Origin of the sequence: Streptomyces sp. NPDC004284 (assembly GCF_042874035.1) — a bacterium.
In the GTDB taxonomy this organism is placed as follows: Bacteria; Actinomycetota; Actinomycetes; order Streptomycetales; family Streptomycetaceae; genus Streptomyces.
The window spans coordinates 1-21,704 of the sequence record NZ_JBIAMJ010000027.1; the positions used below are offsets into that span (position 1 = coordinate 1).

Here is a 21,704-nt window from a genome sequence, read left to right on the forward strand (position 1 = left end):
GCCGCCAGTCCGACGGGGCCGGCCCCGATGACCACGACGGGCGGCTGTTCCTCGGTGGGGTGCACGGCGGACTCCTTGCTTCGATGTTCGTCGATATCTGGAATGCCTTCACCGTGACACCTGATTCGACGTGTGTCAACATAGATGAATGTCGAATGAAGAGGTCGTGGAAGCCTGCTGCCCACCCCTGGCCGAACGGCCGCTGACGGCCGAGGAGGCCGAGCGGACCGCCGTCATGTTCAAGGCCCTCGGCGATCCCGTACGGCTCCGGCTCTTCTCCTCCGTCGCCTCGCACGAGGGCGGCGAGGCGTGCGTCTGCGACATCTCCGACGTCGGCGTCTCCCAGCCGACCGTCTCGCACCACCTGAAGAAGCTGAAGGAGGCCGGGCTGCTCTCCTCCGAACGGCGCGGCACCTGGGTCTACTACCGCGTGGAGCCCGCCGTCCTGGCCGCCATGGGCGCTCTCCTCACCAAGGCGGCTACCGCGTGACCGTCGCGACCGCCGTCGTCGTGCCCCTGACCGTCGCACACGCCGACGCGGTCCTCGCGATCTACCAGGCCGGAATCGACGAGGGCAACGCCACCTTCGAGACCACCGCCCCCACCTGGGCCGAGTTCGACGCGGCCAGGCTGCGCGAACACCGCTTCGCCGCCCTCGACGGGACCGGCCGGGTCCTCGGCTGGGTCGCCGCCGCCAGGGTCTCCGACCGGAGCGCGTACGCCGGAGTCGTCGAACACTCGGTCTACGTGCACCCCGACGCCCGCGGCCGGGGCGTCGCCTCCGCCCTGCTCAGGGCACTCGTCGACTCGACCGAGGCGGCGGGGATCTGGACCGTCCAGTCCGGGATCTTCCCCGAGAACGCCGCCAGCCTCGCCGTCCACGCCCGCGCCGGCTTCCGGGTCATCGGCACCCGCGAGCGCATCGGCCGCCACCACGGCCGCTGGCGCGACACCGTCCTCGTCGAACGCCGCAGCCCCCTCGTCGGCTGACGGGCGTCAGCCGCCCTCGCCGAGGGTGAGCTGGCGCTGGTGGAAGTCGAAGTGCTGGGTGGGATACCGGTAGAGGTCCGCGAGGGTCATGAAGTCGTTGAAGAACGGGTCCCATCGGACCGGACAGTGCATTCCTCGCGTCAGATCACGTTCGGACTCCTTCGCGAGCCGCCGCGCCAGCGAACCGGTGATCCGGTCGAACGCCGTGCCCATCCTGCGGGGCCCGAACACCTTCACCGCCCCGCACGGCCCGAGGTAGTTGATCACGTCGAAAGGCCGTGTCCCCGCATCGAGCACCCGGGCGAACGCCTTGCTCGCGCCCCGGGGCAGGCGACCGAAGCCGCGCACGAGGACCAGCAGGACGCGGGTGACGAGGTAGCCGAAGAGCATGTGCCACAGCAGCTGATGATTGGTCCAGCGAGTGCCGCTGGTCGGACGGGCGAGGTCGGACGGTGTGGCCCCGTCCAGGAGTGCGTGGAAGGTCCGGCGGGCCGTGGCGTAGCCGTCGAGGACGGCCTGCCGGTCGAGCGCGGAACGACCGTCTGGCTTCACACCGTTCTCCTCGCAGCCTGGGTCCCCCCGGGTCTGGATGATTCCCGCCGGGATCGCCACAGAACCCAGGTGCTCCGCGGACTCACACGACGCCGAGTAGTCCAGCGATCTGCCGGGCGGCTTCGCGTGCCGGGCGGCCGACGCCGATGAGGGTGGCGGAGGCGGGGCCGGTCCAGTCGCCGTAGCCGAGGAGGTGGAGGCGGGGGTCGCCGATCGCCCGGGTGCCGTCCGTGGGGATGTGACCGCGAGGACCGCGCAGGCCGAGTGGGGCGAGCTGGGAGAGGGCGGGGCGGAAACCGGTGCACCAGATGATCGCGTCGGCCTCGGCGGTCATGCCGCCGGCCCATTCCACGCCGTTCGGGATGAGGCGGGTGAACATCGGCTGGGCCTTGAGGAGTCCGGCGTCGCGGGCCTTGCGTACGGGCGGTACGGCGACGATGTCGCCGAGCGAGGCCACGCCGCCGGTGTCGGCGCGGCCCTCGTCGAGGGCGCGGCGGCGGGCGGTGGCGTGGTCGAAGAGGGCGCGGCCGTCGATGTCGTCGGCGAGGTAGCGCGATTCGCGCAGGGTGACCCAGGTGAGGTCGGTGTCGTACGCGAGGTCGGCGGCGATCTGGGCGCCGGAGTTGCCGCCCCCGACCACGATCACCTTCCGTCCGGCGAAGTCGCACGGGCTGCGGTACTCCACCGTGTGGAGCTGGGTGCCCTTGAACTCCGTACGGCCGAAAACGGCGGGGACGAAGGGGCGCCACCACGTGCCGGTCGCGCTGATCACCGCGCGGGCACGCCAGGTCCCGGCGTCCGCCTCCACCCTCAGGAACTCGCCGTCGCGGTGGACCCCCTCGACGCGGACCGGCCGTTCGACGGGGAGCTCGTACCGCTGTTCGTAGTCGGTGAGGTACGAGACGACGTGGGCGGCGTCCGGGTACGTCTCCCCCGGCTGCGGCGGCATGAGCCTTCCCGGCAGCGAGGAGAAGGCAGCCGGAGAGAAGAGGTGGAGGGAGTCCCAGGTGTGCTGCCAGGCACCGCCCGGCGTGGGCTGGGCGTCGAGGACGACGAAGTCCAGGCCCAGGCGGCGCAGGTGATAACCGGCGGCGAGCCCGGACTGGCCGCCGCCGATCACCACCACGTCCACGACCTGGGTCACTCGGCGTCCGTCTTCCCGCTCATGAAGATGACCGCGACCAGGGCGAGACCCACGACCGCGCCGATGATCTGCATGCCGACGAACGCCGGGACCGAGGCGGGGGCGATGCCGGCGAAGGTGTCGGTGAACGCGCGGCCGATGGTCACCGCCGGGTTCGCGAAGGACGTGGACGAGGTGAACCAGTAGGCGGCGCCGATGTACGAGGCGACCGCGACGGGCGCGAAGCGGAGCCGGTCGGTACGGGCCAGGCCGAAGATCAGCAGGATCAGACCGGCGGTCGCCACGACCTCGCCGAGGAGCAGGTTCCCGTCGGAGCGGTCGTGCGTGGACCACTTCACCAGCGGTTCGCCGAACATCGCGTCCGCCAGGATCGCGCCGAGGATCCCGCCGACGATCTGGGACGGGACGTAGACGGCGAGCTCGCGCCCCGTCACGCCCGCGCCGCCACGGCGGGCGGTCCACCACTCGGCGAGGCTGACGGCCGGGTTGAAGTGCGCGCCGGAGACCGGTCCGAGGAGGGCGATCAGGACGCCGAGGCCGAAGACCGTGGCGGTGGAGTTGGCGAGGAGCTGCAGCGCCACGTCATCGGTGAGCTGCGTGGCCTGGATGCCGGAGCCCACGACGATCGCCACCAGCGCGGCGGTGCCGACGAGCTCGGCGGCGGCGCGGGCGATGAGCGGGGTACGGGGCGGGGTGGCGCCGGGCGCGGGCTGCGGCGACGGGTCAGTGGCTATGGCGTCGCTCGCAGCGGGCTCGGTGGCGGTCACGGGCGGGTACTCCTCGGCAGGTGCGGCACAGGGGGCGGGGTCAGGGGCAGGAACGCTTGAAGTTCGCCTCGGCGGTCAGTCGCGCGGTCTGCGCGAGCGCGGCGAACTGCGTGGCGAGCTGCTCGATGACGTCCGGCTTGAGCCGGTAGTAGGTGAACCGGCCGCACGGCTCCGTCTCGACGACCCCGGCCTCGCGCAGCACTCTCAAATGGTTGGAGAGGTTGGTCTGCTTGGCACCGGTCTCCTCCACGAGGTGGGTGGTGCACAGCGTCTCGCGGGCGAGCAGGGTCACGATCTGGAGGCGCAGGGGGTCACCCAGCACCCGGATCAGATCAGTATCGACTGACGTCATCATGGACTGATACTCTCACATCATCCAGAGCTGATATCAGCCTGGGCTGACCTCTTTGAACGCAGGGGGTTCCTGCCGTGACCGCGTCCTCGCACCCGGTCCTTCCCGACGAACGTCTCGCCGCCGGTGTCGCCCGCCTCGCCGTGCGCCACCAGGGCCGGTACTCCGTGGAGACGGTACAGCGGCTGATCGCCGACTCCTACGAGCAGCTCGCCGCGAACGCGCACGTCCGCACCCACCTGGTGGTGCCGGCGGAGCGGTTCGCCGCCGAGCGCCCGGACGTACTCGCGCACGTCGAGAACCCGACCGCGGGCGACGGTCGGCCGCGGGTGCTGTCCGTGTGCAGCCACAACGCCGACCGCTCCCAGCCGGCCGCCGCACTGCTCGCGCACCGCGCCGGCGACGGCGTGATCGTCTCCTCCGCCGGCACCCACGCCTCCGGCGCCGTCGCCCCGCAGGTGGTCCAGGCCCTCACCGAGGCCGACATCGCTCTCGACGACGTCCACCCCAAGCCGCTGACCGACGAGGTCGTCCAGGCCGCCGCCATCGTGACCACCATGGGCTGCGGCGACGCCTGCCCCGTCTTCCCCGGCCACCGCTACCTGGACTGGCCGGTCCCCGACCCCGACGGCACCCCGATCGCCGTCGTACGCGAGATCCGCGACGCCCTCGACACCCGGATCACCGCCCTGCTGGACACCCTGCCGTCCGGCTCCTGAACCTTTCCGCCCTCGCACCATCCCTGCCCCCAAGGAAGAACCGATGACCGCTCCGCTCGCCTCCGTGCTCTTCGTCTGCGTCCACAACGCCGGCCGCTCCCAGATGGCCGCCGGGTTCCTGCGTCACCTGGCCGGCGACCGCGTCGAGGTCCGCTCCGCGGGCTCCCTGCCGGGCAACCAGGTCAACCCCTCGGCCGTGGCCGCCATGGCCGAGCTGGGCATCGACATCTCCGACCAGAAGCCGAAGGTCCTCACCCCCGAGGCCGCCCAGGCGTCGGACTACATCATCACCATGGGCTGCGGGGACGCCTGCCCGTACTTCCCCGGCAAGACCTACCTCGACTGGCAGCTCGAGGATCCGGCCGGCCAGGGCGTCGAGGCCGTCCGCCCCATCCGCGACGAGATCAAGACCCTCATCGAGGGCCTCATCGCCGACATCGACGCCAAGAAGGCGTGACCGGCGTGACCGACCTCGACCCGACCGACGTCATACGCGATGTCGTCATCATCGGCTCCGGCCCGCCGGATACACCGCAGCCCTCTACACCGCCCGCGCCCAGCTGAGACCCCTGCTCTTCGGCAACCCGATCTTCGTCGGCGGCTCCCTCACCGCCACGACCGAGGTCGAGAACTTCCCCGGCTTCCCCACCGGCATCGACGGCCCTGACCTCATGGACAACATGCGGGCCCAGGCCGAACGCTTCAGCGCCGAAATGATCGACGACGACATCATCTCCGTCGACCTCACCGGCGACATCAAACTCCTGACCGACTCCGCCGGCACCGTCCACCGCGCGAAGACGGTGATCACCGCCGCCGGCTCCGGCTGCCAGGCCGCACTCGACACCGAGCGCTACCTCGCCGCCTCTCCGACAAGACCCCGGCCGCGGTCACGGCCTGACCGACGCCGCTCCGGCCCGCGACTGCCGAAGTAGCGGGCCGGGACTGCGGTGGCCCCGCACCTGCAGCCATCTCGCCTGCCTGTGCGCCCCTGCACACTTGCGTGCCCCGGTCCCCGAATCCGTACCTTCGCAGGGTTCGTGAAGCGCCCGTGCGAGCCGTAGGGGACTCATTGAAGCCTGCCAAGAAGGTACTTCTGGACCTCGACACGTCGTCGAACATCTCCGTCCGCTCCAACGAGGAACTGCTCGGCAAGGTGCGTTCCGTGATCGCCGCGGACGACAAGACGCGCAAGGAGAAGGGCGACGAGCCGCTCCGCCGCAAGCCGCACCTGTCCGAGATCCCGCGCACCGAGCTCGACCGCCAGATGCGCGTCTCCCTGTGGGACGTCCTCCATACGCTCGGCCGCGCGACAGCGCTGTCGTGGAAGGGTGCGGGACGGGGGCTGGCCGAACACTGGGGAGCCCTGAAGTACAGCCAGGCGCTGGCGGGCGGGACCGACTCCTTCCTGGGATTGAGCGAGGAGGGGCGGCAGATCGCGGAGCGGTACAAGAACCTGCAGTCGCACGAGCTCGGCATCGGCTTCGCCCTCACGCTCGCCAAGACCATGCTGGGGCGCACGTACCCCGACCACTCCGTGAGCATCGTCCCCGCGGATACGGCCTTACGCGGAGGCTGGGCCCTGACCAGCAGGGACAAGGGGAACAAGGTCGGATACCGCTATCGGCCGCAGTACTTCGCAGAGGTCTGGCGCCCCGGCGAACCGTCCCTGGTGGTTCCCGTCGTCTGCAAGGGCAACCACAGCAACGCCTCGGTCTCCGCCGACCAGCTCGCCTCCGCGTCCGTCCACGCCGAAGGCGTACACGTCGGCGAGTGGAACCAGACCCCGAGTCTGCTGTTCAGCACGGAGCTGCCCACGGACGGGACCGTGACCGTCCACGCGGTGCAGGCCAAGGGCCGGGGCGGGTGGCTGGCCGGGCCCTCCGGGAAGACCGAAGCCAACCTGGACACGGGCCCGCGACAGGAGAACGTCATGCCGGGCATTCGGCCGCCAGGCCGCCCGGGCCACGTGAAGCCCGACCCCGTGCCTGGCTGCCACGTGACGCCGGAGCACTACACGTGGTTCCAGGAGACCGTCGGTCTCACGGCGACAGCCGAGCTCATGGCCTTCACCGGGTCCGGCCGGGCGACCGCGGGTTATCTGACCGAACGCCAGGGACACAAGCGGTTCGACGGCTTCGAGCACGCCGCCGCCGGCAGCGTCCAGGACATCAGCCACGAGCTCCTCGGGGGCGCCTACGCCGGCACCGACCACGTTTTCCGGCTCAACGGCCCCCGCGTCGAGGCATTCTCCGGGGTGGACGCGAAGCTCTTCGAACTCCTCACCAACGGGCAGGTAGAGGAATACCGTGCCCACGTGCACGCGGCCCAGCACACCCGCCCGCGGCTCGCCTGGGACGAGAAGTGGGGCGGCCCCGTCTCCGTACACGCCGACGGATCCGTCCTCGCCATACGCCTCCTCCCCGGCCAACGACGGGCCCGCCGCTAGTGTTCTGAGTCAGGAATTCTGTTCAGATGTACAGGCTTGCCCTATGGCACGTACTGGGCGGCCGAAGGCCGAGTTGATCCTGTCGGATGAGGAACGGGCCGCGCTCGATGGATGGGTGCGGCGCCGTTCCACGCCGCAGGCGTGGGCCTTGCGCTGTCGGATCATCCTGGCCTGCGCGGAGGGTGCTTCCCACAAGGACGTCGCGGCCCGGCTCGGCTCGACGCCGCATGCGGTGGGCCGGTGGCGGGCGAGGTTCGTCGAGCACCGGATCGCCGGCCCGGGAGACATGCCCCGCTCGGGCGGTCCCAGGTCGGTGACCGACGAGCAGGTGGCCGCGCTGGTCACCAGGACCCTGCAGTCCACACCGAAGAACGCGACCCACTGGTCGACGCGGTCGATGGCGAAGGAACTGGGCCTGTCACAGTCGACCGTGTCGCGGGTCTGGCGGGCTTTCGGTCTGCAGCCGCACCGCTCGGAGACGTTCAAGCTGTCGACGGATCCGTACTTCGTCGACAAGGTCCACGACGTCGTCGGCCTCTCTCTGGACCCGCCCGAGCGGGCCCTGGTCTTCTGCGTGGACGAGAAGTCTCAGATCCAGGCCCCAGGCCGCTCGCAGCCGGTGCTGCCGATGATGCCCGGAGTGCCGCAACGCGTCACGCACGACTACGTCCGGGCCGGCACCACCACCCTGTTCGCCGCCCTGGAGGTCGCCACCGGCAAGGTCATCGGCTCCCTGCACCGCCGCCACCGGGCCGAGGAGTTCAAGAAGTTCCTCGTCAAGCTCGACGAGGAAGTCCCGGACGGTCTCGCCGTCCACCTGATGCTGGACAACTACGCCACCCACAAAACCCCGGCCATCAAGACCTGGCTGCTGGCCCATCCCCGGTTCCACCTGCACTTCACGCCGACCGGGTCGTCCTGGCTCAACCTGGTCGAGCGATGGTTCGCCGAGCTGACGAACAAACGGATACGGCGAGGCGTCCACAAGACCGTCCAGGCCCTGGAGCAGGACATCCGGACCTGGATCGCCGCCTGGAACACCGACCCCAGGCCCTACCTCTGGACGAAGACGGCGGACGAGATCCTCGAACACCTCGCCTCATATCTGAACAGAATTCCTGACTCAGAACACTAGGCCGTGTTTTGAAAATCGGCTCCGTGTTTTCGGCAGGGGTCAGGCGAAGAGGTTGAATGAATGGCCGAACTGGATGGCGTCCACTCCCTCTCCGGGGCGGAACGGCGCCTGCCACGCGCCTGTGCCTCGGTAGAGGAACGGCGCCGGGATGCCGTCGTTGACGTCGGACGCGTACAGGTCGGGCTTGCCGTCCCGGTCGACGTCGCCGGAGCCGATCAGGTCGTCATAGTGCTGCCAGCCGGCGCCGATCCGGGTGCGGGCGGCGAAGGTGCCGTCGCCCTTGCCGAGGTACAACCAGAGAACGCCGGCGCGGTCCCGGGCGACCAGGTCGCCGGCGGCGCCGCCGGCGAGGTTACCGGTCGCGATGATCCGGTCGTACGTCTGCCAGCCGCCGCTCCCGATCAGCCGGCGGGCGGCGAAGGGCGCCGACGCGGAACCGGTGCTCCGGTAGAGCCACAGCCGACCGGACCGGTCGGTGGCGACCAGGTCGGGGCGGCCGTCGCCGGTGAGGTCGCTGCCGCCGGTCAGCAGGGTGTACGTGTTCCACCCGCCGCCGACCTGGACCCGGGCCGTGAACGGTGCCTTGCCGTTGCCGGTGCCCTGGTACAACCAGAGCACGCCGCCGCGGTCGCGGGCGACGACCTCGGGGGCGCTGTCGCCGGTGAGGTTCCCGGTGGCCTCGATCCGGTCGTACGCCTGCCAGCCGCCGCCGACGAGCAATTCGGGGTTCTGGGTGGTGTCCGTCCAGCCTGGGTGGTGGTGGACGTCCTGGATCCACAGCCGGCCCGACCCGTCACGGGCCAGGACGTCCGGTGCGCCGTCGCTGTCGAAGTCGTGCGCGCCGGTCTTGCGGTTGATCGTGAAGGAGCCGGACGCCTTCAGCGTGGGCCCGACTTGGTTGAGCGGGCTCGCGCTGATCTCCCAGGTGTAGGGGCCGGCGGAGGCGGAGGTCCAGGTGCCCTTGGTGCCCTGCCAGTTGAGCGTGCCGTCCCAGTCGAACCGCGTCGGCTGCGGATCCTCGCCTTGTGCCGGCTGGTCGACGTACTCGGTGATCGACTCGCCCGTACGGGTGTTGCGGAGGGTGACCCACATGTTGACGTTGTTCCGGCTGAGCTCCCAGGCCATGGAGAGCTTGCCGGCGGTGCGGTCGAGGTCCACCGTGGTGGGGACGGCCTGGCGGAGCAGCGTGACCTGCGTCGGCTCGCCCGTCGCGGCAAGCCGGGAGGCGACCGGGACGCCGTCCGTGCCGGGCGCGACCCGGTAGAGGCCCTCGCCGCCGGCTGCGGTGCCACCGACGAAGCCGTGCGCGTCGCCGGCGGTGTCGAAATCGGACACTGTGTGGTCGAGGAGTTTGCGCGTGGTGGTGCCGGTAAGGCTGCGGGCGGTCAGCGGGATGAGCGGGCTTGCTTTTTCCTCCAGGAGCCCTCCGGGCAGGGAGTAGGTGACCCAGTCCCCGGCCAGGCCGATGAGCAGCCTCCCCGCTGTAGGCGTCGGGAAGCTCTGGACCTTCTGGGTGGAGCGGTCGAGGACGACGACGTTCGTACCTGCGGCCGGGTCGTACTCGGTCCAGGCGACGTGGCCGGCGGAGAGGGCATAGGCGTATGCCCCGATCGAGCCTGTGGCCGGGACCCGGCGGGAGGAGGTGACGGCGGCGGAGGCGAGGTCCACGACCGCCCAGTGGCGGGCGACCGCTGTCGTCCCCTCACCGGTGAGGTAGCTCACCAGCGCCTCGTCGTCGGCGCCCGCCACCACGTGCAGCTCGGACGCGTCCTCGGGCAGCCCGCTCACCGTCCGGCGCACCGGCCCGTCCGGGCCGGGTGAGTAGACGTCCAGGGGGCCGTGGCCGGAGAGGTCGGCTCGGAAGAAGAGGTGGGAGCCGACGGCTCCCGCGTACCGGTCCCAGTTCAGCGGCACCGAGAAGAGGTCCGTGCCCGTGGCCATGTCCCGCAGGGAGGTGGTGTCACGGTTCTGGAGGACCACGACGTCCGAGTCGCGGGAGAGGTAGGTGCCGGGCTTGTACGGGACGGTGGTCACCGCCCCGTCGGCCAGGCGGGTCCAGCGGATGAGGGTGTAGTCGTCGGCGTCCCGGCTCAGGAACCCGGTCCGCCCCAGGCCCAGAACCTTGTCGCCCGGCTTGAGGAGGGACGCCGTGGCGTCCGCCGTCGCGGCGGGCGCGGCGCCGGGCAGGGAGCCGGTCCCGGCGGCGGCACCGGCCGGCAGGACGGCCGGACCGGCGGTGGCCATCAGGACGACGGCGACGAACGCGCCGAGACGGCGCCCGGCGGTGGATCTGGGGTGGCTCACGGAGAGGTGCCTCTCAGGAGTGCGGAGGGGGTCCGGTCAGGACATGAGGTCGTGCTCGTACTGGCTGCCTGAGGCGTTGTAGCCCTTCCTCCCCAGGAGCGCGGGGTGGCGCGACACGCCACGCCCGCATGACTCACGAGGCGCCCCGAGGGTTGTACGTCGGACCGAAGAACTCTGCAGTCCGTCAGGTTCGGCGAGCTCTACCGTTCTTCCTCATGGGCCGTGTCCGGTGAATCGTTCAGCCTATGGCTGACCTTCTGCCGTGGACCTCTACTTCGATCCGGTGCCTTTGCCCAGCGATGCGCCTGGAGCGTTTCTGGGGCGGTGGTCGGAGCGGAAGTGGCTCGACGTGCCCTGACCGTCCTACGGGGCCGAGACCGACAACTGCGGCACGGGCCGCGTCCATGCCCCCGGGCTGGTGCTCTACGAGGCCGACTACTTCACCGAGTACGTGTACCGGCAGCGAGCGCCTGTGGAGTGAGGTGTCCACCGCCTTGGAGTCACTCCTCGATCAGATGCCGACGGTGACGACCTCTCGCCGGACGAGTGTGCGTCGGTCCTGGTCCGGCTGGAGACCATCACCGGCCAGTGGTCACGAGAGGGCGACGGCTAGGCGGTGTTGCAGAACGCGCTGACCTGCCTGTTTGGCCGTCCGGGGAAGTCTCGGGCGGCCATCCATATGGTGAGGTCACGGGCGATGTCGTTGATGCCGGTCGCCGTGGTGACCTCGTGCTCGTTGCGGGTGGTGTCACGGCGGACGATCTCGTAGTCGTCCTCGTCCAGGACGGCCACGGAAGCGAACCAGACGGGGGCGTCCTCGTCGGGCTGGACGACGACGAAGGTGTTGTCGGAGTCGTTGAGGTCGCTGATCATCATGAACAGCGCGTCCTCGGAGGGGTCGTCGATGCGGTCGCCGTTCTCGCTGTCGGCGCCGTAGTACTGAGCCCCCATCGTGGTCTCTCCCTCACCCTGTCGGCCCTGGTCGCGGTCAGCATGGCATGAGGAACTGACAGCTCGGGCCGGTCATAACCCTTCGTCGATCGCGGCGATCAGGACGGTGGCCTCGAAGCGGACGGCGAGTTCGTCGAACCGGGTGGCGACCGCCCGGTTGCGCTTGAGCCGGTTGATCCCGCACTCGACCGCGTGCCGGGCCTTGTAGTCCTCGCGGTCGAAGACCGGAGGCCGCCCCCGGCCTTCCCGCGTCGCTTGCGGTGGGCGGCCTGGTCGGCGGGCTCGGGGATCGTGCAGCGGATTCCCCCGCTTTCGCAGGTAGGCCCGGTTGGCGCGGGAGGAGTACGCCTTGTCGCCCCGCACTCGGATGGGACGGACGCGGGGACGGCCGAGTCCGGTGCGGGGCACCCGGATGCCTTCCAGAGCGGCGACGAAATGCGGGCTGTCACCACGCTGACCTGCGGTGACCAGCAAAGACAGCGGCCGCTGGCCCTGCTCGCAGGCCAGATGAATCTTGGTGGTGAAGCCTCCCCGGGACCGGCCCAGTCCGTGGTCGTCGGGCTCGATTGAGGTTCCGCCCGGCGGTTCGTTCTGGGCCAGGCCGTCGCGACGGGCACCCGCCGCGTGCTGATGGGCCCGGCAGATCGTGGAGTCGACGTTGACCTCCCACGTGATCAGCCCTGCCGCGTCCGCCCGGGTCTGTAGTTGGATCAGCAGCCTGGGCCGGGTGCCGTCGCGCTGCCAGCGGCGGAAGAGTCCGTAGACCGTCTGCCACGGCCCGTATTCCGACGGCAGATCCCGCCACGGAGCACCGGTCCTCACCCGCCACCGGATCTCGTCGATCAGCTTCCGTCGGACCAACGACGGCCGTCCCAGCACCGCGACCGGCAACAACGGCTCCAGCACAGCCCACTGGTCGTCAGAAAGATCCCCTCGCCCCACACCGAGATCATCGCGATGCGGGACGAAGCACAGAGCCGATTTTCAAAACACGGCCTAGTTGCCCAGCCCTGCGGCCCGGGGCAGGCCGCAATCCCCCCGGCCGCAGGGCCCCCGAGTTTCCAGAACTCTCAGTGACGAACAGTTACGGTATGGCGTCAGCGGATCACCATGGATCACTGCCGCCCGGAGGCCGTCATTGCTTGACCTCAGCGCACTCGCCGCCACCGCAGCCCTCCTTCTCTGCGGAACTCCCGCTCAAGCCATGGACGGGCCGGAGGAACTGACTGTGATGTCGAACGAGCAGTACGAGGAGATGCTCAGCGGTCGGGGGCGGCCCACCGCACCGAGTGAGGCGGCACCCCGTACCGACGGCGTGTCGTTCGCCTCGGCGGCGCCGGGCCGGGACACGGTGAAGTTCACCAGCAAGGACCGGCGGGGCAAGGCGGTACCGACCCGCGTCGGAAACAGCGTGCTGGGCTGGAAGCACTTCTCCGGGCCGCACAACATCACGAACCCCGACGTCATCAAGAAGATCATCGGTGGCACGAGCAACCCGACGACGAGCAGGGAGCAGCCGCACAGGCTCGTCTACGACGGTGCCCTCGTGGCAACGGGTGGGCTGCTCGATCCGCCTCGCAAGATCGCCAACATCCCCATCATCGTCCAGTACCACTGGCAGACGGCGGACAGGCGATACGCGTTCAGCGACAGGAACGCCAAGATCGGTGTCATCACGGCGTACTGCCGCAACGTCCCCCGCAACCGCTGCCCCGACAAGGTCAACCAGGCATGACCGAGAACCTGCCGCCGGAGTGGGACGACGAGGGACTGGCGGACCTGCACCGCATCCTGATGTGGCAACTGCTCCGCTTCACGTCGTCGCCGCTCTCGGGCACCGCCGACGCGGGCCTCGTCCGCGGTGTCCTGCTGCCGCCGGAACGACGAGGCATCACCCGTGTCGTGCTCTGGAACGGCCTCCGACTGGAGAACTCGGTCGCGTACGACCTGCCTCTGATCCACCCTCAGGGCGACAACATCCCCTGGACCTACCTGATCGCAGCTCTCCGGCCGGTCCTCGCTCGTCCTCCCGTACCCGACGGCACCGACCCCGCGGGCATCCCTCTCGCCGACGCCCGCCGGCCCATGCTCGACGCCCTCGACCACGTCACGTTCGAGCTCGGGGACGCACTCCACGCCGCAGCCTCCGTGCTTCAGCCCCAAGACGATCCGGAGGACAGCGGCCGCCTGCGACTGGACGGTTTCCTCCTCCAGGACCATGCCACCGCACGCCTGTACGTCACCACACCCGGCACCACCGATCGACTCGGACTCGACGTCTCCCTCCGCGACGACAACGGCCGCGTACGTGTCGGCAACACCGCCCTCATGGCCGCACTGCCCTCACTCGTCCCCGACGAACTCGACGGCAACCTCTCCCCCGCCCAGGACCTCTACGCCCCCGCCGGCGTCTACGACTTCACCCACTGGTGAGACACCCACACGAGCACCTGGACGTCCCGAAAACGCCCGAAGTCTTCGGGAGCAGCCAGCGTCCGAGCGCGTCCCTGCAGGCCAGAGCCACCCCATGCCCCCACCCACCAAGGACCGGCGCCGAGCCGGCCTGTCCCCGCTGCCGATCGTCGGAGACGGTCGGCCGGGATACGCGGAAGGAGCTTCGTACGACCGGATCGTCGCCGCTTGCTCGGTGGGAGAGGTTCCCCGGACAGGGGTTGAATGGCTTGATCAGACGCGTCCCGACGATCTTCTGATCGTGGCACCGTGGGGAACCCTGTACGGCGGCGAGGCGATCGTCAGGCTGACCGTGGACGGCGGGACGTCAAGCGGCCGGTTCACGCACTCCCGTGCGTTCACGCACCTGCGACACGCCCGGACCTTGCCCCCGCAGACGCCTTCCTCAAGGGCCGGAAGTGGCCTGCTGACGGCATCAGGAGCACCATCGCGCTTTCGCCCGCGTGGCCTTTCCGTACAACCGCACAAGGTCTGGGACACTCGCCTCGACCTTCATCACGCCGAGAAGCACAAACATCAGCGGGCACCAGCGGACATCAACGGACATCAACAGTCTCGCCGCCGTCGTTCCCCGTGCGTGAATCAAGCCCGCCTCCACCCGCACCCATCGGCTCGCCACCACGACAACAGGCCCGCCTCACACACGCGCGCGACGGGATCGGCCTCTCCTCACACACCACCCGCATGCACCAGGAGCACCGCTTCGTGAACCTCTCGGACGAGTTCGACGCAACCGCTCCCTTCTACGCCGAACACCGCCCCGGCATCCCGGACGAGGCCGTCGACCTGCTCGCGCGACGGGTGGCGGGCAAGGTCCACCGTGTCCTGCTCGACCTGGGCTCGGGCACCGGGCAGGTACCCCTCGCCCTGTCCCGGAAGGTCACCGAGATCGACGTGGTGGAGCGGGACGCGGGCATGCTGGCGGAAGCCGACAGACGACTCGCGGGCCTTCCGGCCACCATCCGTCTGCACCACACCCCGGCCGAGGAGTTCGAGCCGCCCTCTCCGTCCTGGCGCGCCGATCTCGTCACGATCAGCCGGGCCTTCCACTGGATGGACCAGCCTCTCGTCCTGTCCCGCCTGGAAGGGATGACCGCGCCGGACGCGACCGTCGCGGTGATGGGCGACGGCAGCCTCTGGACCGCACGCGCGGAGTGGACCGACGCGCTGCGCGCCCTGATCCAGGAGTACCTCGGGCCCGAGCGCCGCGCCGGCAAGAGCCGGACGTACGCGGTGCACGGTCGCCCGTACCGCGAAGTCCTCTCCGACTCCGCGTTCCACCATGTCGAGGAACACTCCATCCCCGTCGAACGGAAGTGGACCGCCGACGGTGTCATCGGATACCTCTACTCGACCTCGTTCGCCTCCCGAGCGGTGTTCGGTGACCAGGTCGACGCGTTCGAGCACCGGGCCCGCGCCCTCCTCGACCGGTATGCGGCCACCAGCGGTGGCCTCACCGAGCACGCCGTCTTCACTCTGCTGCTCGCCACCCGCCGGGGCTGACCGTCCCTCCGTGTCAGAAGGCCCGCTTGTCCACTGCGTGCAGCCGTCGAAACGCAACTCGGGGAAGGGTAATTCGGGGAAGGGCAACTCGGGAATACTGAATCGAGCAATCTCCCCGGATCGGAGTGAGGATCCTCGACATGAGGGTGATCAGGAAATGAGTACGTACAGGACAGCAGGCACAGGGAGGCCACGGCGGCTCCGGATGCAGGACGAACGATGAGTACCGCTGCCGACTACAGCAACGTCGATCCCGAACGGGCCCTCAAGTACGCCGTCCAGCACATCAGGGGCGACCGCGCCCAGATCGTCGAAGGAATCATCGAGCCCGTGTCGCCCACCTGGGATCACGAAGCGGCAGCGGAGACGATCCGCGACCAGATCCGCTCACGCGCACGAGAACTGGGATGTGTCACCGGCTCCGGCAACCTCGACCTTCCCGGCTCATCCAACTGGTATGTCCCCGACATCGCCGTCGTCCCCGCGGCCCAGGCGAAGGGCGCGACCGCCCTCCTGCCCGAAGACACGCTCCTCATCGTCGAAGTGACCTCGGAGTCGAACCGGGACACCGACCGCATCGTCAAACGCAAGCGTTACGCCGAGTACAACGCCCCGCTCTACCTCGTCGTCGACCGCCAGGAGCAGAGCGTGACGCTGTTCTCCGAACCGGGGAAGCTCGGCTACACGCGGGTCGACGGCCCCCACCCGTTCGGCACCGTCCTCACGATCCCCGAGCCCTTCGGCCTCAGTCTCGACACCAGCGATCTCAACTGATCCCGGGGAGAGAACCGCTGATCGACCAGCGGTCCCCATCCCCCATCCCCCATGCTCCCCGCATCCGCGGGGATCCCCTCTGCCCAGATCCGGCGGTCACGTACGCGGGCGACGCTGGTTCTCCCGTGTCGACAGCAACCCCAGCTCGGCCCTCTCCTGATGGTGCGTGAACCACTGCCGGGCCAGGTCCCGGTCCGAGAAGCGCCCGAGGCCGGGCTCGGTCGAGGGGGTCAACTCGATCGTCTCCCATCCTCCGGCCGACCGGGCGAAGGCTTCGGCGATCTCGACGAAGGACGGGCCTCGGAAGTAGCTCACGGCGGTGTTCGTGGTCTCCAGCGGTGTACGGGACTGGTCCGACAGCAGCGTTCCGGCCGCCTGCCGAGACGCGAAGTAGGCGTTGATCGTCGCCTTGACCTCGTCCCGCATCACGTTCAGCACCTGCTGACGGTGCGTGGGCGGCTTCAGGCAGGTCAGATACGAGAAGTCGATGCGGCTTCCGTCCGTCCGGATCACCTCGAAGCCAGGGTACGGGCCGCGCTGCGGCGGCGCGATCGCGAAGGCCTCGACGCCCGGGCCGATCTTCTCCGCCGCCTCGTGGTGCAGGTCGAGGAGGTCGAGGAGCAACAGATGGTCCTCCTCCCCGTCGACGATGCTTCCCACGGTGTACCGGTACAGCACCTCCTGTACGGCTTCTCCCGCGTCCTTCTTCGTCCGGTAGCGGCGATGGCCGATCCAGAACTCTGGCATGTTCAAACCCCCCTCTGTGCGTGCTTACCTACGTCCGAACCGGCGCCGCTTGGACGCGTTGCTCCACCCGGACCTGTCCTTCGTACCGCTCGCTGCCGCAGGACCGACGCTCCCCGCGGCAGGGCGGTGGATGAGGGTCAGGCCCTCGTGGTCGACCGGGTGCCAGGCGTGGTCGAAGGTGCGGAAGGTGTATCCCTGCTCGTTGTCGGTCGTGTGGGCGAGCAGGGCTCTGCCCTGTCCGGCGTATTGCTGGACCTCGTTCCACAGGACGTCGCGGATCCTCGCGGACGGGTTCCCGATGAAGACGCCGGCGGAGATCTCGAGGAGCCAGCGGGTCAGGAAGCCGCGCAAGCCCGCCGGGCAGTTGGTCAGGACGATCACGGTCACCAGGTCAGCGCCATTTCCTCGTAGCCACTGCCCTCGCCGTCTCCGTCTCCGTCTCCGTCTCCGTAGTTCCGGCCGGCTGCCACCCGCGCGCCCTTGTCGCTCTGCAGCGTGACGATGTCCCACGTGCCGTCCGGGTCCGCCGTCCCGGTGTCGTCGGTTCCGAGGAGGAGCCGTTTGATGTCACCGACGCAGCGGTCGAGCAACGATGTCTCGTTGATGCGGTCGCGCAGTGCCCTGCGGGTGCGGGAACCGACGTCCTCGCCGCCCTCGGTCGCCACCTCGAAGGCGAGGGGGATGCCGATCTCGGTCTTGTACAGGTCGGCGATGTCCAGGACGAAGGAGAGCTCGTGACCGGAGTGGACGAAACCGAGCGCCGGACTGCAGCCGAGCGCCGTGACCACGGCGTGCGCGACGCCGTACATGCACTGGGCGGCCGCGGTGATCGCCTGGTTGACCGCGTCGCCGGCGGCGAAGTCGCCCGGGACGTACTTGCGGCCGTGCCACGGCACTCCCGTACGGGCGGACTCGGCGCGGTAGCACTTCTTGACGCGGTCGCCCTCGCGGCCGAGGAGCTCACGGCGGGTCGCTCCGCCCGGGTCCTCGTCGGGGAATCTCAGCCGGTACATGGCCCGCGCGACCCCCAGGCGCGAGCGGGCGTTGGCCCACTGCACGGCCTGGGCCTCGGCGAGTGCCGAGGAGCGGCTCAGGGCCCGGCCGCCGGCGTAGTACCGCACGCCCTGCTCCCCCACCCGGACGACGCCCGCGCCCGTCTCCCCCAGGACGCTCATCGCCTGGTGGGTGACGCGGGTGCCGGGGCCGAGCAGCAGGGTGCCGATCGTCGCCGAGGGGATGTGGGTGACGCCGTCCGCGTCCGTGGCGGTGATGGCGTTGGCGTCCCGGTGCACCGTGCAGCGCTCCAAGTAGACGAAGGAGATGCGCTCGCTCACGCGGGTCAGTTCGCGCGGGGTGAGTGCCCCGCGCCGGGACACGGTCGTCACCGGGCCTCCCCCTGGGGCAGGGGCGCCAGGGTCATCAGACCGCAGCCGTACGCCTTCGCCTTCCCGATCCCCTGCGTGAGGGTACGACGCATGAGCTCCGGATCGGTGACCTCCAGACGCCCGTCGAAGGTGGCGGTGACGAGGGTGACGGGCTTGCCGCGCTTCGCGCCGGAGGCGCGGGACTTGTCGAACGCGTGGGAACGGTGGTCGCGGACCAGCAGCTCATAGCGGTCACCATGGTGCTCGCGCCCCTGAGGGGTGGTTCCCCCGGGCAGCAGACGCTTCTCCTTGGGCTTCTCGAGGATGCGGAACCCACCGCGCTCCTGCCGGCCCTCGTCCAGCAGCCAGCCCATCTGGTGGTACGCGGTCAGGTGGGCCGTCCGCTTGCGCGGCTCGTCGTCCGTGCGGCGGATGTGGTGCACCGGGTTGGCCGTCAGCCGGAACTCCCACCGGCTCCCTTCCGCCAGGCGGTCGAGGAGCGGGGCGTAGGCGCGGGTCTGCCAGCCCGGCCCGTCGACCATGGCCGTCGGCCACCCTGCCTGTTCCACCAGGTGCGTGAGGTCGGGGGCGTCGGGGCTGACGAGGAAGAGGAAGACCTCGCCGGGTGCGTTGTGGTCCAGGCGCCAGAGGACCCGGGGGGCGTCGGGCGTCGGCCGGTCGGCGGGCAGCAGGCGGGGGAAGGACGCCATCACGGCGGCGTGCATCACCTGCCGCGAGGACAGCAGGCGGCGGGCACCGGTGCGGGCGGCGTTGAGCCGGAAGCGGGTCAGGTACATCATTCGCTCTCTTCCGCCAGAGCGGCGAACGGATCGTGCCGGGGCGCGTGCGGGTTCGGGCGTGGGTACGGATTCGGGCTCGCGTGCGGGTTGGGCACGTCGGTCTCGCTCCGCACGATCGTGCGGAGCGCGTGACGCCGGTGCCCCGCTGCGAAACTCACCGGCTGGTCACGGAGGACGTCCGCGGCGGGATCGCCGGCCGGCGCCTCGTGGAGAACGGCGAGCCGCACGGTGGGACCACTCCGCTGCCGTCGCGCGTACCACCGGGAGGCCTGCCACGGTTCGGTGCTCAGAGCCTTCCGCAGGTCGCCTTCCGGGTGGAGGTTCATTTCCACGGGCTGTGCGGGAGGGCAGGAGCGGCGCCCCAGGAAAGGCGGGTACACCGGCCTGGTCAGGGCGCTGTGGAGCTCGTCGAGGAGGTCGTGGTCCCCCTCGACGGCGGCGACGAACACGGCGTCGGCGAGGTAGAACCGTTCGGACAGCGGCATCGCCTTGCCGGTGTCCGCGTGGTGGGCGGTCTGGAAGTCCCGCAGCCGCGTGCCCGGTTGGTCGACGCGCACCCCGAACCGCAGTGCCGCGAGCGGCGCCAGCCGCTCGTCGTCGCCCCGCTGGATGCCCTTCGCCGCGGCGAGGAGGCCGATGACGCCGCTCTTGGTCGGGGCGGACTCGGTGGTGCGGCGGGCGAACCGGGCCGCGGCCCCCCACGACTGCAGGGGGCCGGCGAGCCTGAGGGTCAGGACGGTCATGCGGGCGTCTCCAGGTGCTCCGCGACGGCCTGGCCCACGGCGGAGACGAGCTCGCGCAGCGATTCCGCCTCGGTGCCGACCCCGCTGAGCTTCTGCGTGTTCGGGCCGACCCGCAGGACCCAGGTGAGGGTGGCGTCGTCGCCGTACGCCTTCTCGACGGACGGGATGTACTCGGCCAGGCGCTCGGCGGCTCCGCGGAGATGGCCCGCCTGACCGCTGGGCACCGGGTCCTCGAAGGCGGAGACGAAGCTGACGGGGCGGGTGGTGCGGAGCTTGACGACCACGGCGTCGGGGAGGGTGTGGTGGCCGAAGGTGTTGATCTTGCCCTGGGGCAGGGAGTGGATGAACCCGTCGACGAAGGCTTCGACGGCGCGGCGGACCGGCGTCGTCAGGGGTTCGTCCTCCCGCAGCCCCTGCCCGAGGTTCTCGGCCAGCTGGTGCACACCGAGTGCCGCGTACCGGTAGAGCGTCGCGGAGTTGAAGTCGACGGTGCCGATCATGCCCGCGCCCGGCTCGTCGTCCTCGTTCCTGTCGTCCACGGCCGTGAAGTAGTCCGACTCGTTCTCGACCTTGTGGACGCTGATCGCGTGGGCGACCTGCACGGCGGCGTCGACGTTGATGTCGGTGACGTCGGCGACCATCCGGCCGAAGAGCGCGATGTCGACGGAGTGGCGGGTGTCGGCGAGCTGCTTGGCCCGGGCCTTGTTCTCCTTGTCCTTGAAGAACGCCTTGCCGTCGGCAGCGCCCTCGACGGCGAGACCGGCCAGGCCGTCCAGCTGACGGGAGCTGAGGAAGAGCAGGTACTTGGCCTCCGGCAACGGCTCCGGCTCACCGGTCTTCGCCGCGGCCTCCGCCTTGCGCTTGGGCACCGCGATCTGCAGGCCGGCGGCCTGGATCACCTCGGCGGCGAGCTCCTCCGCCCGCTCACCCTTGAGAGACGTCTCAAGGGTCCCGATCCTGTCGGCGAGCACCTCGACGACCTTCTTGGTACGGACGCCCAGCTCGCCCGGGTCGAGCAGCTGCTTCTCCTCGAAGTACTCCCGGGTGGCGCGCTTCCAGGCCTGGCTGGAGACGCGGGCACGCGGCACTCCCCCGTACACGGCGGTCTTCGGGGCACCGGTGTCGTCCCGGTTCAGGTTGCTCGGCGGGACGGTCTGCAGCGCGTGCACGTCGAGGAAGAGGTGGTTCACGGAGCGTCCTTGTCAGTGATGTCGGTGGCGGTGCCGGTGGTGATGTCGGTGGTGATGTCGGTCGCAGCGGGATCGGCGTCGGCGTCGGCGTCGCTCAAGAAGTGCCCTCCTGCTCCTGGACTTCCTTCTCGTCCTTCTCCCGCCAGGCGTGGAAGGAACGGCCCCAGGCGGCACGGACCGCGTCCATGCCGCCGGGCCGCTGCCACTGGTAGAGCTGCCCGGCGAGCAGGGAGTAGTCGAGGGCCACGTCCTCCCGGCGGAGAAGCAGCACGATGTCCCGCAGTCGCTGGGCCAGGGTCGACAGGTCGGATGCCTTCCCGGCACGTACGAACCGCTTGCGCAGCGCGTCGTCGATCTCACCGGCCGGCATCAGCCGACGCACCGCGGCACCGAGGCCCCGGGGAGAGCCGGTCTTGTCCCGCAGGTGCACGCCCGCGCTGCGCGACTGCTGGTGGAGGGCCCAGAGGGTGCAGGCCATGAGCAGTGCCTCCTGGGCCTGCTCCAGCTCCTCTTCGCTCAGGGGACGTCCGGCACCGCGGGCGCCCTGGAGCGCGTCGAGATCGATCAGATCCCACAGGTCGAACACCTTCGCCGCGCTCTTCCCGGCCTCGCGACTGAGCCGGGCGCGGGCGGCGACGGCCTTGGACTGGTCGGTGATGTAACCGCGCTGCCAACTGCCGATCCACTGGTGGGCGAAATCGGCGACCAGCTGGTGAACCGGCGTCGGCGCCGTATCGGTCGTCATGAT

Annotated in this window: 24 protein-coding genes and 2 pseudogenes; 12 read left to right on the forward strand and 14 right to left on the reverse strand. The window is 70.0% G+C overall.

What is annotated here, in order from left to right:
* The 3 genes from ACFYUS_RS37725 to ACFYUS_RS37735 all read left to right on the forward strand — a co-directional run.
* On the forward strand, positions 1–206 hold a 206-nt coding region (locus ACFYUS_RS37725), incomplete at its 5' end, for a hypothetical protein (protein ID WP_388862592.1).
* The gene (locus tag ACFYUS_RS37730; protein WP_388862594.1) at positions 149–490 is read left to right on the forward strand and encodes an ArsR/SmtB family transcription factor; all 342 of its coding nucleotides are present in this window, start codon (positions 149–151) and stop codon (positions 488–490) included. The genes ACFYUS_RS37725 and ACFYUS_RS37730, both read left to right, overlap by 58 nt.
* Positions 487–990, forward strand: a complete 504-nt coding sequence (locus ACFYUS_RS37735) for a GNAT family N-acetyltransferase (protein ID WP_388862596.1) — start codon at positions 487–489, stop codon at positions 988–990. The genes ACFYUS_RS37730 and ACFYUS_RS37735 overlap by 4 nt, the downstream gene beginning before the upstream one ends.
* A 6-nt stretch (positions 991–996) precedes the next feature.
* Here the strand turns inward: ACFYUS_RS37735 and ACFYUS_RS37740 are convergent, their stop codons facing one another.
* From ACFYUS_RS37740 to ACFYUS_RS37755, 4 genes are all read right to left on the reverse strand, one after another.
* Positions 997–1,542 (reverse strand): DinB family protein, encoded by a 546-nt coding sequence (locus ACFYUS_RS37740; protein WP_388862598.1) that lies wholly within the window; start codon positions 1,540–1,542, stop codon positions 997–999.
* 82 nt (positions 1,543–1,624) lie between these two features.
* Positions 1,625–2,686: an ArsO family NAD(P)H-dependent flavin-containing monooxygenase gene (locus ACFYUS_RS37745; RefSeq protein ID WP_388862600.1), complete on the reverse strand. Its 1,062-nt coding sequence runs from the start codon at positions 2,684–2,686 to the stop codon at positions 1,625–1,627.
* A complete protein-coding gene (locus tag ACFYUS_RS37750) occupies positions 2,683–3,453 on the reverse strand; it encodes an aquaporin (protein ID WP_388862602.1) in 771 nt (256 codons plus the stop codon). Before ACFYUS_RS37750 ends, ACFYUS_RS37745 begins: the two co-directional genes overlap by 4 nt.
* 40 nt (positions 3,454–3,493) lie before the next feature.
* Positions 3,494–3,808, reverse strand: a complete 315-nt coding sequence (locus ACFYUS_RS37755) for an ArsR/SmtB family transcription factor (protein ID WP_382659451.1) — start codon at positions 3,806–3,808, stop codon at positions 3,494–3,496.
* Positions 3,809–3,882: 74 nt separating this feature from the next.
* Between ACFYUS_RS37755 and ACFYUS_RS37760 the strand changes: the two genes are divergently transcribed.
* The 5 genes and pseudogenes from ACFYUS_RS37760 to ACFYUS_RS37780 all read left to right on the forward strand — a co-directional run bounded on the left by ACFYUS_RS37760 (position 3,883) and on the right by ACFYUS_RS37780 (position 8,108).
* Positions 3,883–4,524, forward strand: coding sequence for a low molecular weight phosphatase family protein (locus tag ACFYUS_RS37760; protein ID WP_388862605.1), 642 nt, complete (start codon positions 3,883–3,885; stop codon positions 4,522–4,524).
* 43 nt (positions 4,525–4,567) lie between these two features.
* Complete coding sequence (locus ACFYUS_RS37765; RefSeq protein ID WP_388862607.1) at positions 4,568–4,981, forward strand: arsenate reductase ArsC; 414 nt, start codon at positions 4,568–4,570, stop codon at positions 4,979–4,981.
* Positions 4,982–5,013: 32 nt separating this feature from the next.
* Positions 5,014–5,348, forward strand: a pseudogene (locus ACFYUS_RS37770) (NAD(P)/FAD-dependent oxidoreductase); the annotation flags it as partial.
* A 248-nt stretch (positions 5,349–5,596) separates the two neighbouring features.
* Complete coding sequence (locus ACFYUS_RS37775; RefSeq protein ID WP_388862609.1) at positions 5,597–6,973, forward strand: hypothetical protein; 1,377 nt, start codon at positions 5,597–5,599, stop codon at positions 6,971–6,973.
* A gap of 43 nt (positions 6,974–7,016) precedes the next feature.
* The gene (locus ACFYUS_RS37780; protein WP_388862611.1) at positions 7,017–8,108 is read left to right on the forward strand and encodes an IS630 family transposase; all 1,092 of its coding nucleotides are present in this window, start codon (positions 7,017–7,019) and stop codon (positions 8,106–8,108) included.
* Between the two features lie 39 nt (positions 8,109–8,147).
* Here ACFYUS_RS37780 and ACFYUS_RS37785 read toward each other — a convergent pair whose 3' ends face one another.
* The 3 genes and pseudogenes from ACFYUS_RS37785 to ACFYUS_RS37795 form a co-directional block, all read right to left on the reverse strand.
* The gene (locus tag ACFYUS_RS37785) at positions 8,148–10,412 is read right to left on the reverse strand and encodes an FG-GAP repeat domain-containing protein (protein ID WP_388862613.1); all 2,265 of its coding nucleotides are present in this window, start codon (positions 10,410–10,412) and stop codon (positions 8,148–8,150) included.
* Positions 10,413–11,021: 609 nt separating this feature from the next.
* A pseudogene (locus tag ACFYUS_RS37790) lies at positions 11,022–11,407 on the reverse strand (hypothetical protein).
* Between the two features lie 28 nt (positions 11,408–11,435).
* Positions 11,436–12,305 (reverse strand): IS5 family transposase, encoded by an 870-nt coding sequence (locus tag ACFYUS_RS37795; RefSeq protein WP_388862615.1) that lies wholly within the window; start codon positions 12,303–12,305, stop codon positions 11,436–11,438.
* Between the two features lie 289 nt (positions 12,306–12,594).
* On the opposite strand from ACFYUS_RS37795, the gene ACFYUS_RS37800 reads away from it, so the two are divergent.
* The 4 genes from ACFYUS_RS37800 (at position 12,595) to ACFYUS_RS37815 (ending at position 16,112) form a co-directional block, all read left to right on the forward strand.
* Positions 12,595–13,098: a hypothetical protein gene (locus tag ACFYUS_RS37800; protein WP_388862617.1), complete on the forward strand. Its 504-nt coding sequence runs from the start codon at positions 12,595–12,597 to the stop codon at positions 13,096–13,098.
* Positions 13,095–13,796 carry a hypothetical protein gene (locus ACFYUS_RS37805; RefSeq protein ID WP_388862619.1) on the forward strand — a complete coding sequence of 234 codons (702 nt, stop codon included), beginning with the start codon at positions 13,095–13,097 and terminating at the stop codon, positions 13,794–13,796. Before ACFYUS_RS37800 ends, ACFYUS_RS37805 begins: the two co-directional genes overlap by 4 nt.
* 723 nt (positions 13,797–14,519) lie before the next feature.
* Positions 14,520–15,338 carry a class I SAM-dependent methyltransferase gene (locus ACFYUS_RS37810; protein WP_388862621.1) on the forward strand — a complete coding sequence of 273 codons (819 nt, stop codon included), beginning with the start codon at positions 14,520–14,522 and terminating at the stop codon, positions 15,336–15,338.
* 219 nt (positions 15,339–15,557) lie between these two features.
* Positions 15,558–16,112 (forward strand): Uma2 family endonuclease, encoded by a 555-nt coding sequence (locus tag ACFYUS_RS37815; protein ID WP_388862623.1) that lies wholly within the window; start codon positions 15,558–15,560, stop codon positions 16,110–16,112.
* Between the two features lie 96 nt (positions 16,113–16,208).
* Here the strand turns inward: ACFYUS_RS37815 and ACFYUS_RS37820 are convergent, their stop codons facing one another.
* The 7 genes from ACFYUS_RS37820 to casB all read right to left on the reverse strand — a co-directional run bounded on the left by ACFYUS_RS37820 (position 16,209) and on the right by casB (position 21,701).
* Entirely contained in the window at positions 16,209–16,859 is a 651-nt protein-coding gene (locus ACFYUS_RS37820) for a DUF3223 domain-containing protein (RefSeq protein ID WP_388862625.1), read from the reverse strand.
* Between the two features lie 24 nt (positions 16,860–16,883).
* On the reverse strand, positions 16,884–17,246 hold the full coding sequence (gene cas2e, locus ACFYUS_RS37825) for a type I-E CRISPR-associated endoribonuclease Cas2e (RefSeq protein ID WP_388862627.1): 363 nt from the start codon (positions 17,244–17,246) through the stop codon (positions 16,884–16,886).
* Complete coding sequence (cas1e, locus tag ACFYUS_RS37830) at positions 17,243–18,244, reverse strand: type I-E CRISPR-associated endonuclease Cas1e (RefSeq protein WP_388862629.1); 1,002 nt, start codon at positions 18,242–18,244, stop codon at positions 17,243–17,245. Before cas1e ends, cas2e begins: the two co-directional genes overlap by 4 nt.
* Positions 18,241–19,020, reverse strand: a complete 780-nt coding sequence (gene cas6e / locus ACFYUS_RS37835; protein ID WP_388862681.1) for a type I-E CRISPR-associated protein Cas6/Cse3/CasE — start codon at positions 19,018–19,020, stop codon at positions 18,241–18,243. The genes cas1e and cas6e overlap by 4 nt, the downstream gene beginning before the upstream one ends.
* Positions 19,020–19,766 carry a type I-E CRISPR-associated protein Cas5/CasD gene (cas5e, locus tag ACFYUS_RS37840; protein ID WP_388862631.1) on the reverse strand — a complete coding sequence of 249 codons (747 nt, stop codon included), beginning with the start codon at positions 19,764–19,766 and terminating at the stop codon, positions 19,020–19,022. Before cas5e ends, cas6e begins: the two co-directional genes overlap by 1 nt.
* On the reverse strand, positions 19,763–20,956 hold the full coding sequence (gene cas7e, locus ACFYUS_RS37845; protein WP_388862633.1) for a type I-E CRISPR-associated protein Cas7/Cse4/CasC: 1,194 nt from the start codon (positions 20,954–20,956) through the stop codon (positions 19,763–19,765). Before cas7e ends, cas5e begins: the two co-directional genes overlap by 4 nt.
* Positions 20,957–21,050: 94 nt before the next feature.
* Positions 21,051–21,701, reverse strand: a complete 651-nt coding sequence (gene casB / locus ACFYUS_RS37850) for a type I-E CRISPR-associated protein Cse2/CasB (protein WP_388862635.1) — start codon at positions 21,699–21,701, stop codon at positions 21,051–21,053.
* Positions 21,702–21,704: the final 3 nt, after the last annotated feature.

Bases quoted from the DNA above. Each gene is read 5' to 3' on its own strand.
- ACFYUS_RS37780 (WP_388862611.1), top strand. From the start codon at position 7,017: ATGGCACGTACTGGGCGGCCGAAGGCCGAGTTGATCCTGTCGGATGAG.
- ACFYUS_RS37805 (WP_388862619.1), top strand. From the start codon at position 13,095: ATGACCGAGAACCTGCCGCCGGAGTGGGACGACGAGGGACTGGCGGAC.
- casB (WP_388862635.1), bottom strand. From the start codon at position 21,701: ATGACGACCGATACGGCGCCGACGCCGGTTCACCAGCTGGTCGCCGAT.
- ACFYUS_RS37755 (WP_382659451.1), bottom strand. From the start codon at position 3,808: ATGATGACGTCAGTCGATACTGATCTGATCCGGGTGCTGGGTGACCCC.
- cas6e (WP_388862681.1), bottom strand. From the start codon at position 19,020: ATGTACCTGACCCGCTTCCGGCTCAACGCCGCCCGCACCGGTGCCCGC.
- ACFYUS_RS37820 (WP_388862625.1), bottom strand. From the start codon at position 16,859: ATGCCAGAGTTCTGGATCGGCCATCGCCGCTACCGGACGAAGAAGGAC.
- ACFYUS_RS37730 (WP_388862594.1), top strand. From the start codon at position 149: ATGTCGAATGAAGAGGTCGTGGAAGCCTGCTGCCCACCCCTGGCCGAA.
- ACFYUS_RS37765 (WP_388862607.1), top strand. From the start codon at position 4,568: ATGACCGCTCCGCTCGCCTCCGTGCTCTTCGTCTGCGTCCACAACGCC.
- ACFYUS_RS37810 (WP_388862621.1), top strand. From the start codon at position 14,520: ATGCACCAGGAGCACCGCTTCGTGAACCTCTCGGACGAGTTCGACGCA.
- ACFYUS_RS37815 (WP_388862623.1), top strand. From the start codon at position 15,558: ATGAGTACCGCTGCCGACTACAGCAACGTCGATCCCGAACGGGCCCTC.
- ACFYUS_RS37800 (WP_388862617.1), top strand. From the start codon at position 12,595: ATGTCGAACGAGCAGTACGAGGAGATGCTCAGCGGTCGGGGGCGGCCC.
- cas5e (WP_388862631.1), bottom strand. From the start codon at position 19,766: ATGACCGTCCTGACCCTCAGGCTCGCCGGCCCCCTGCAGTCGTGGGGG.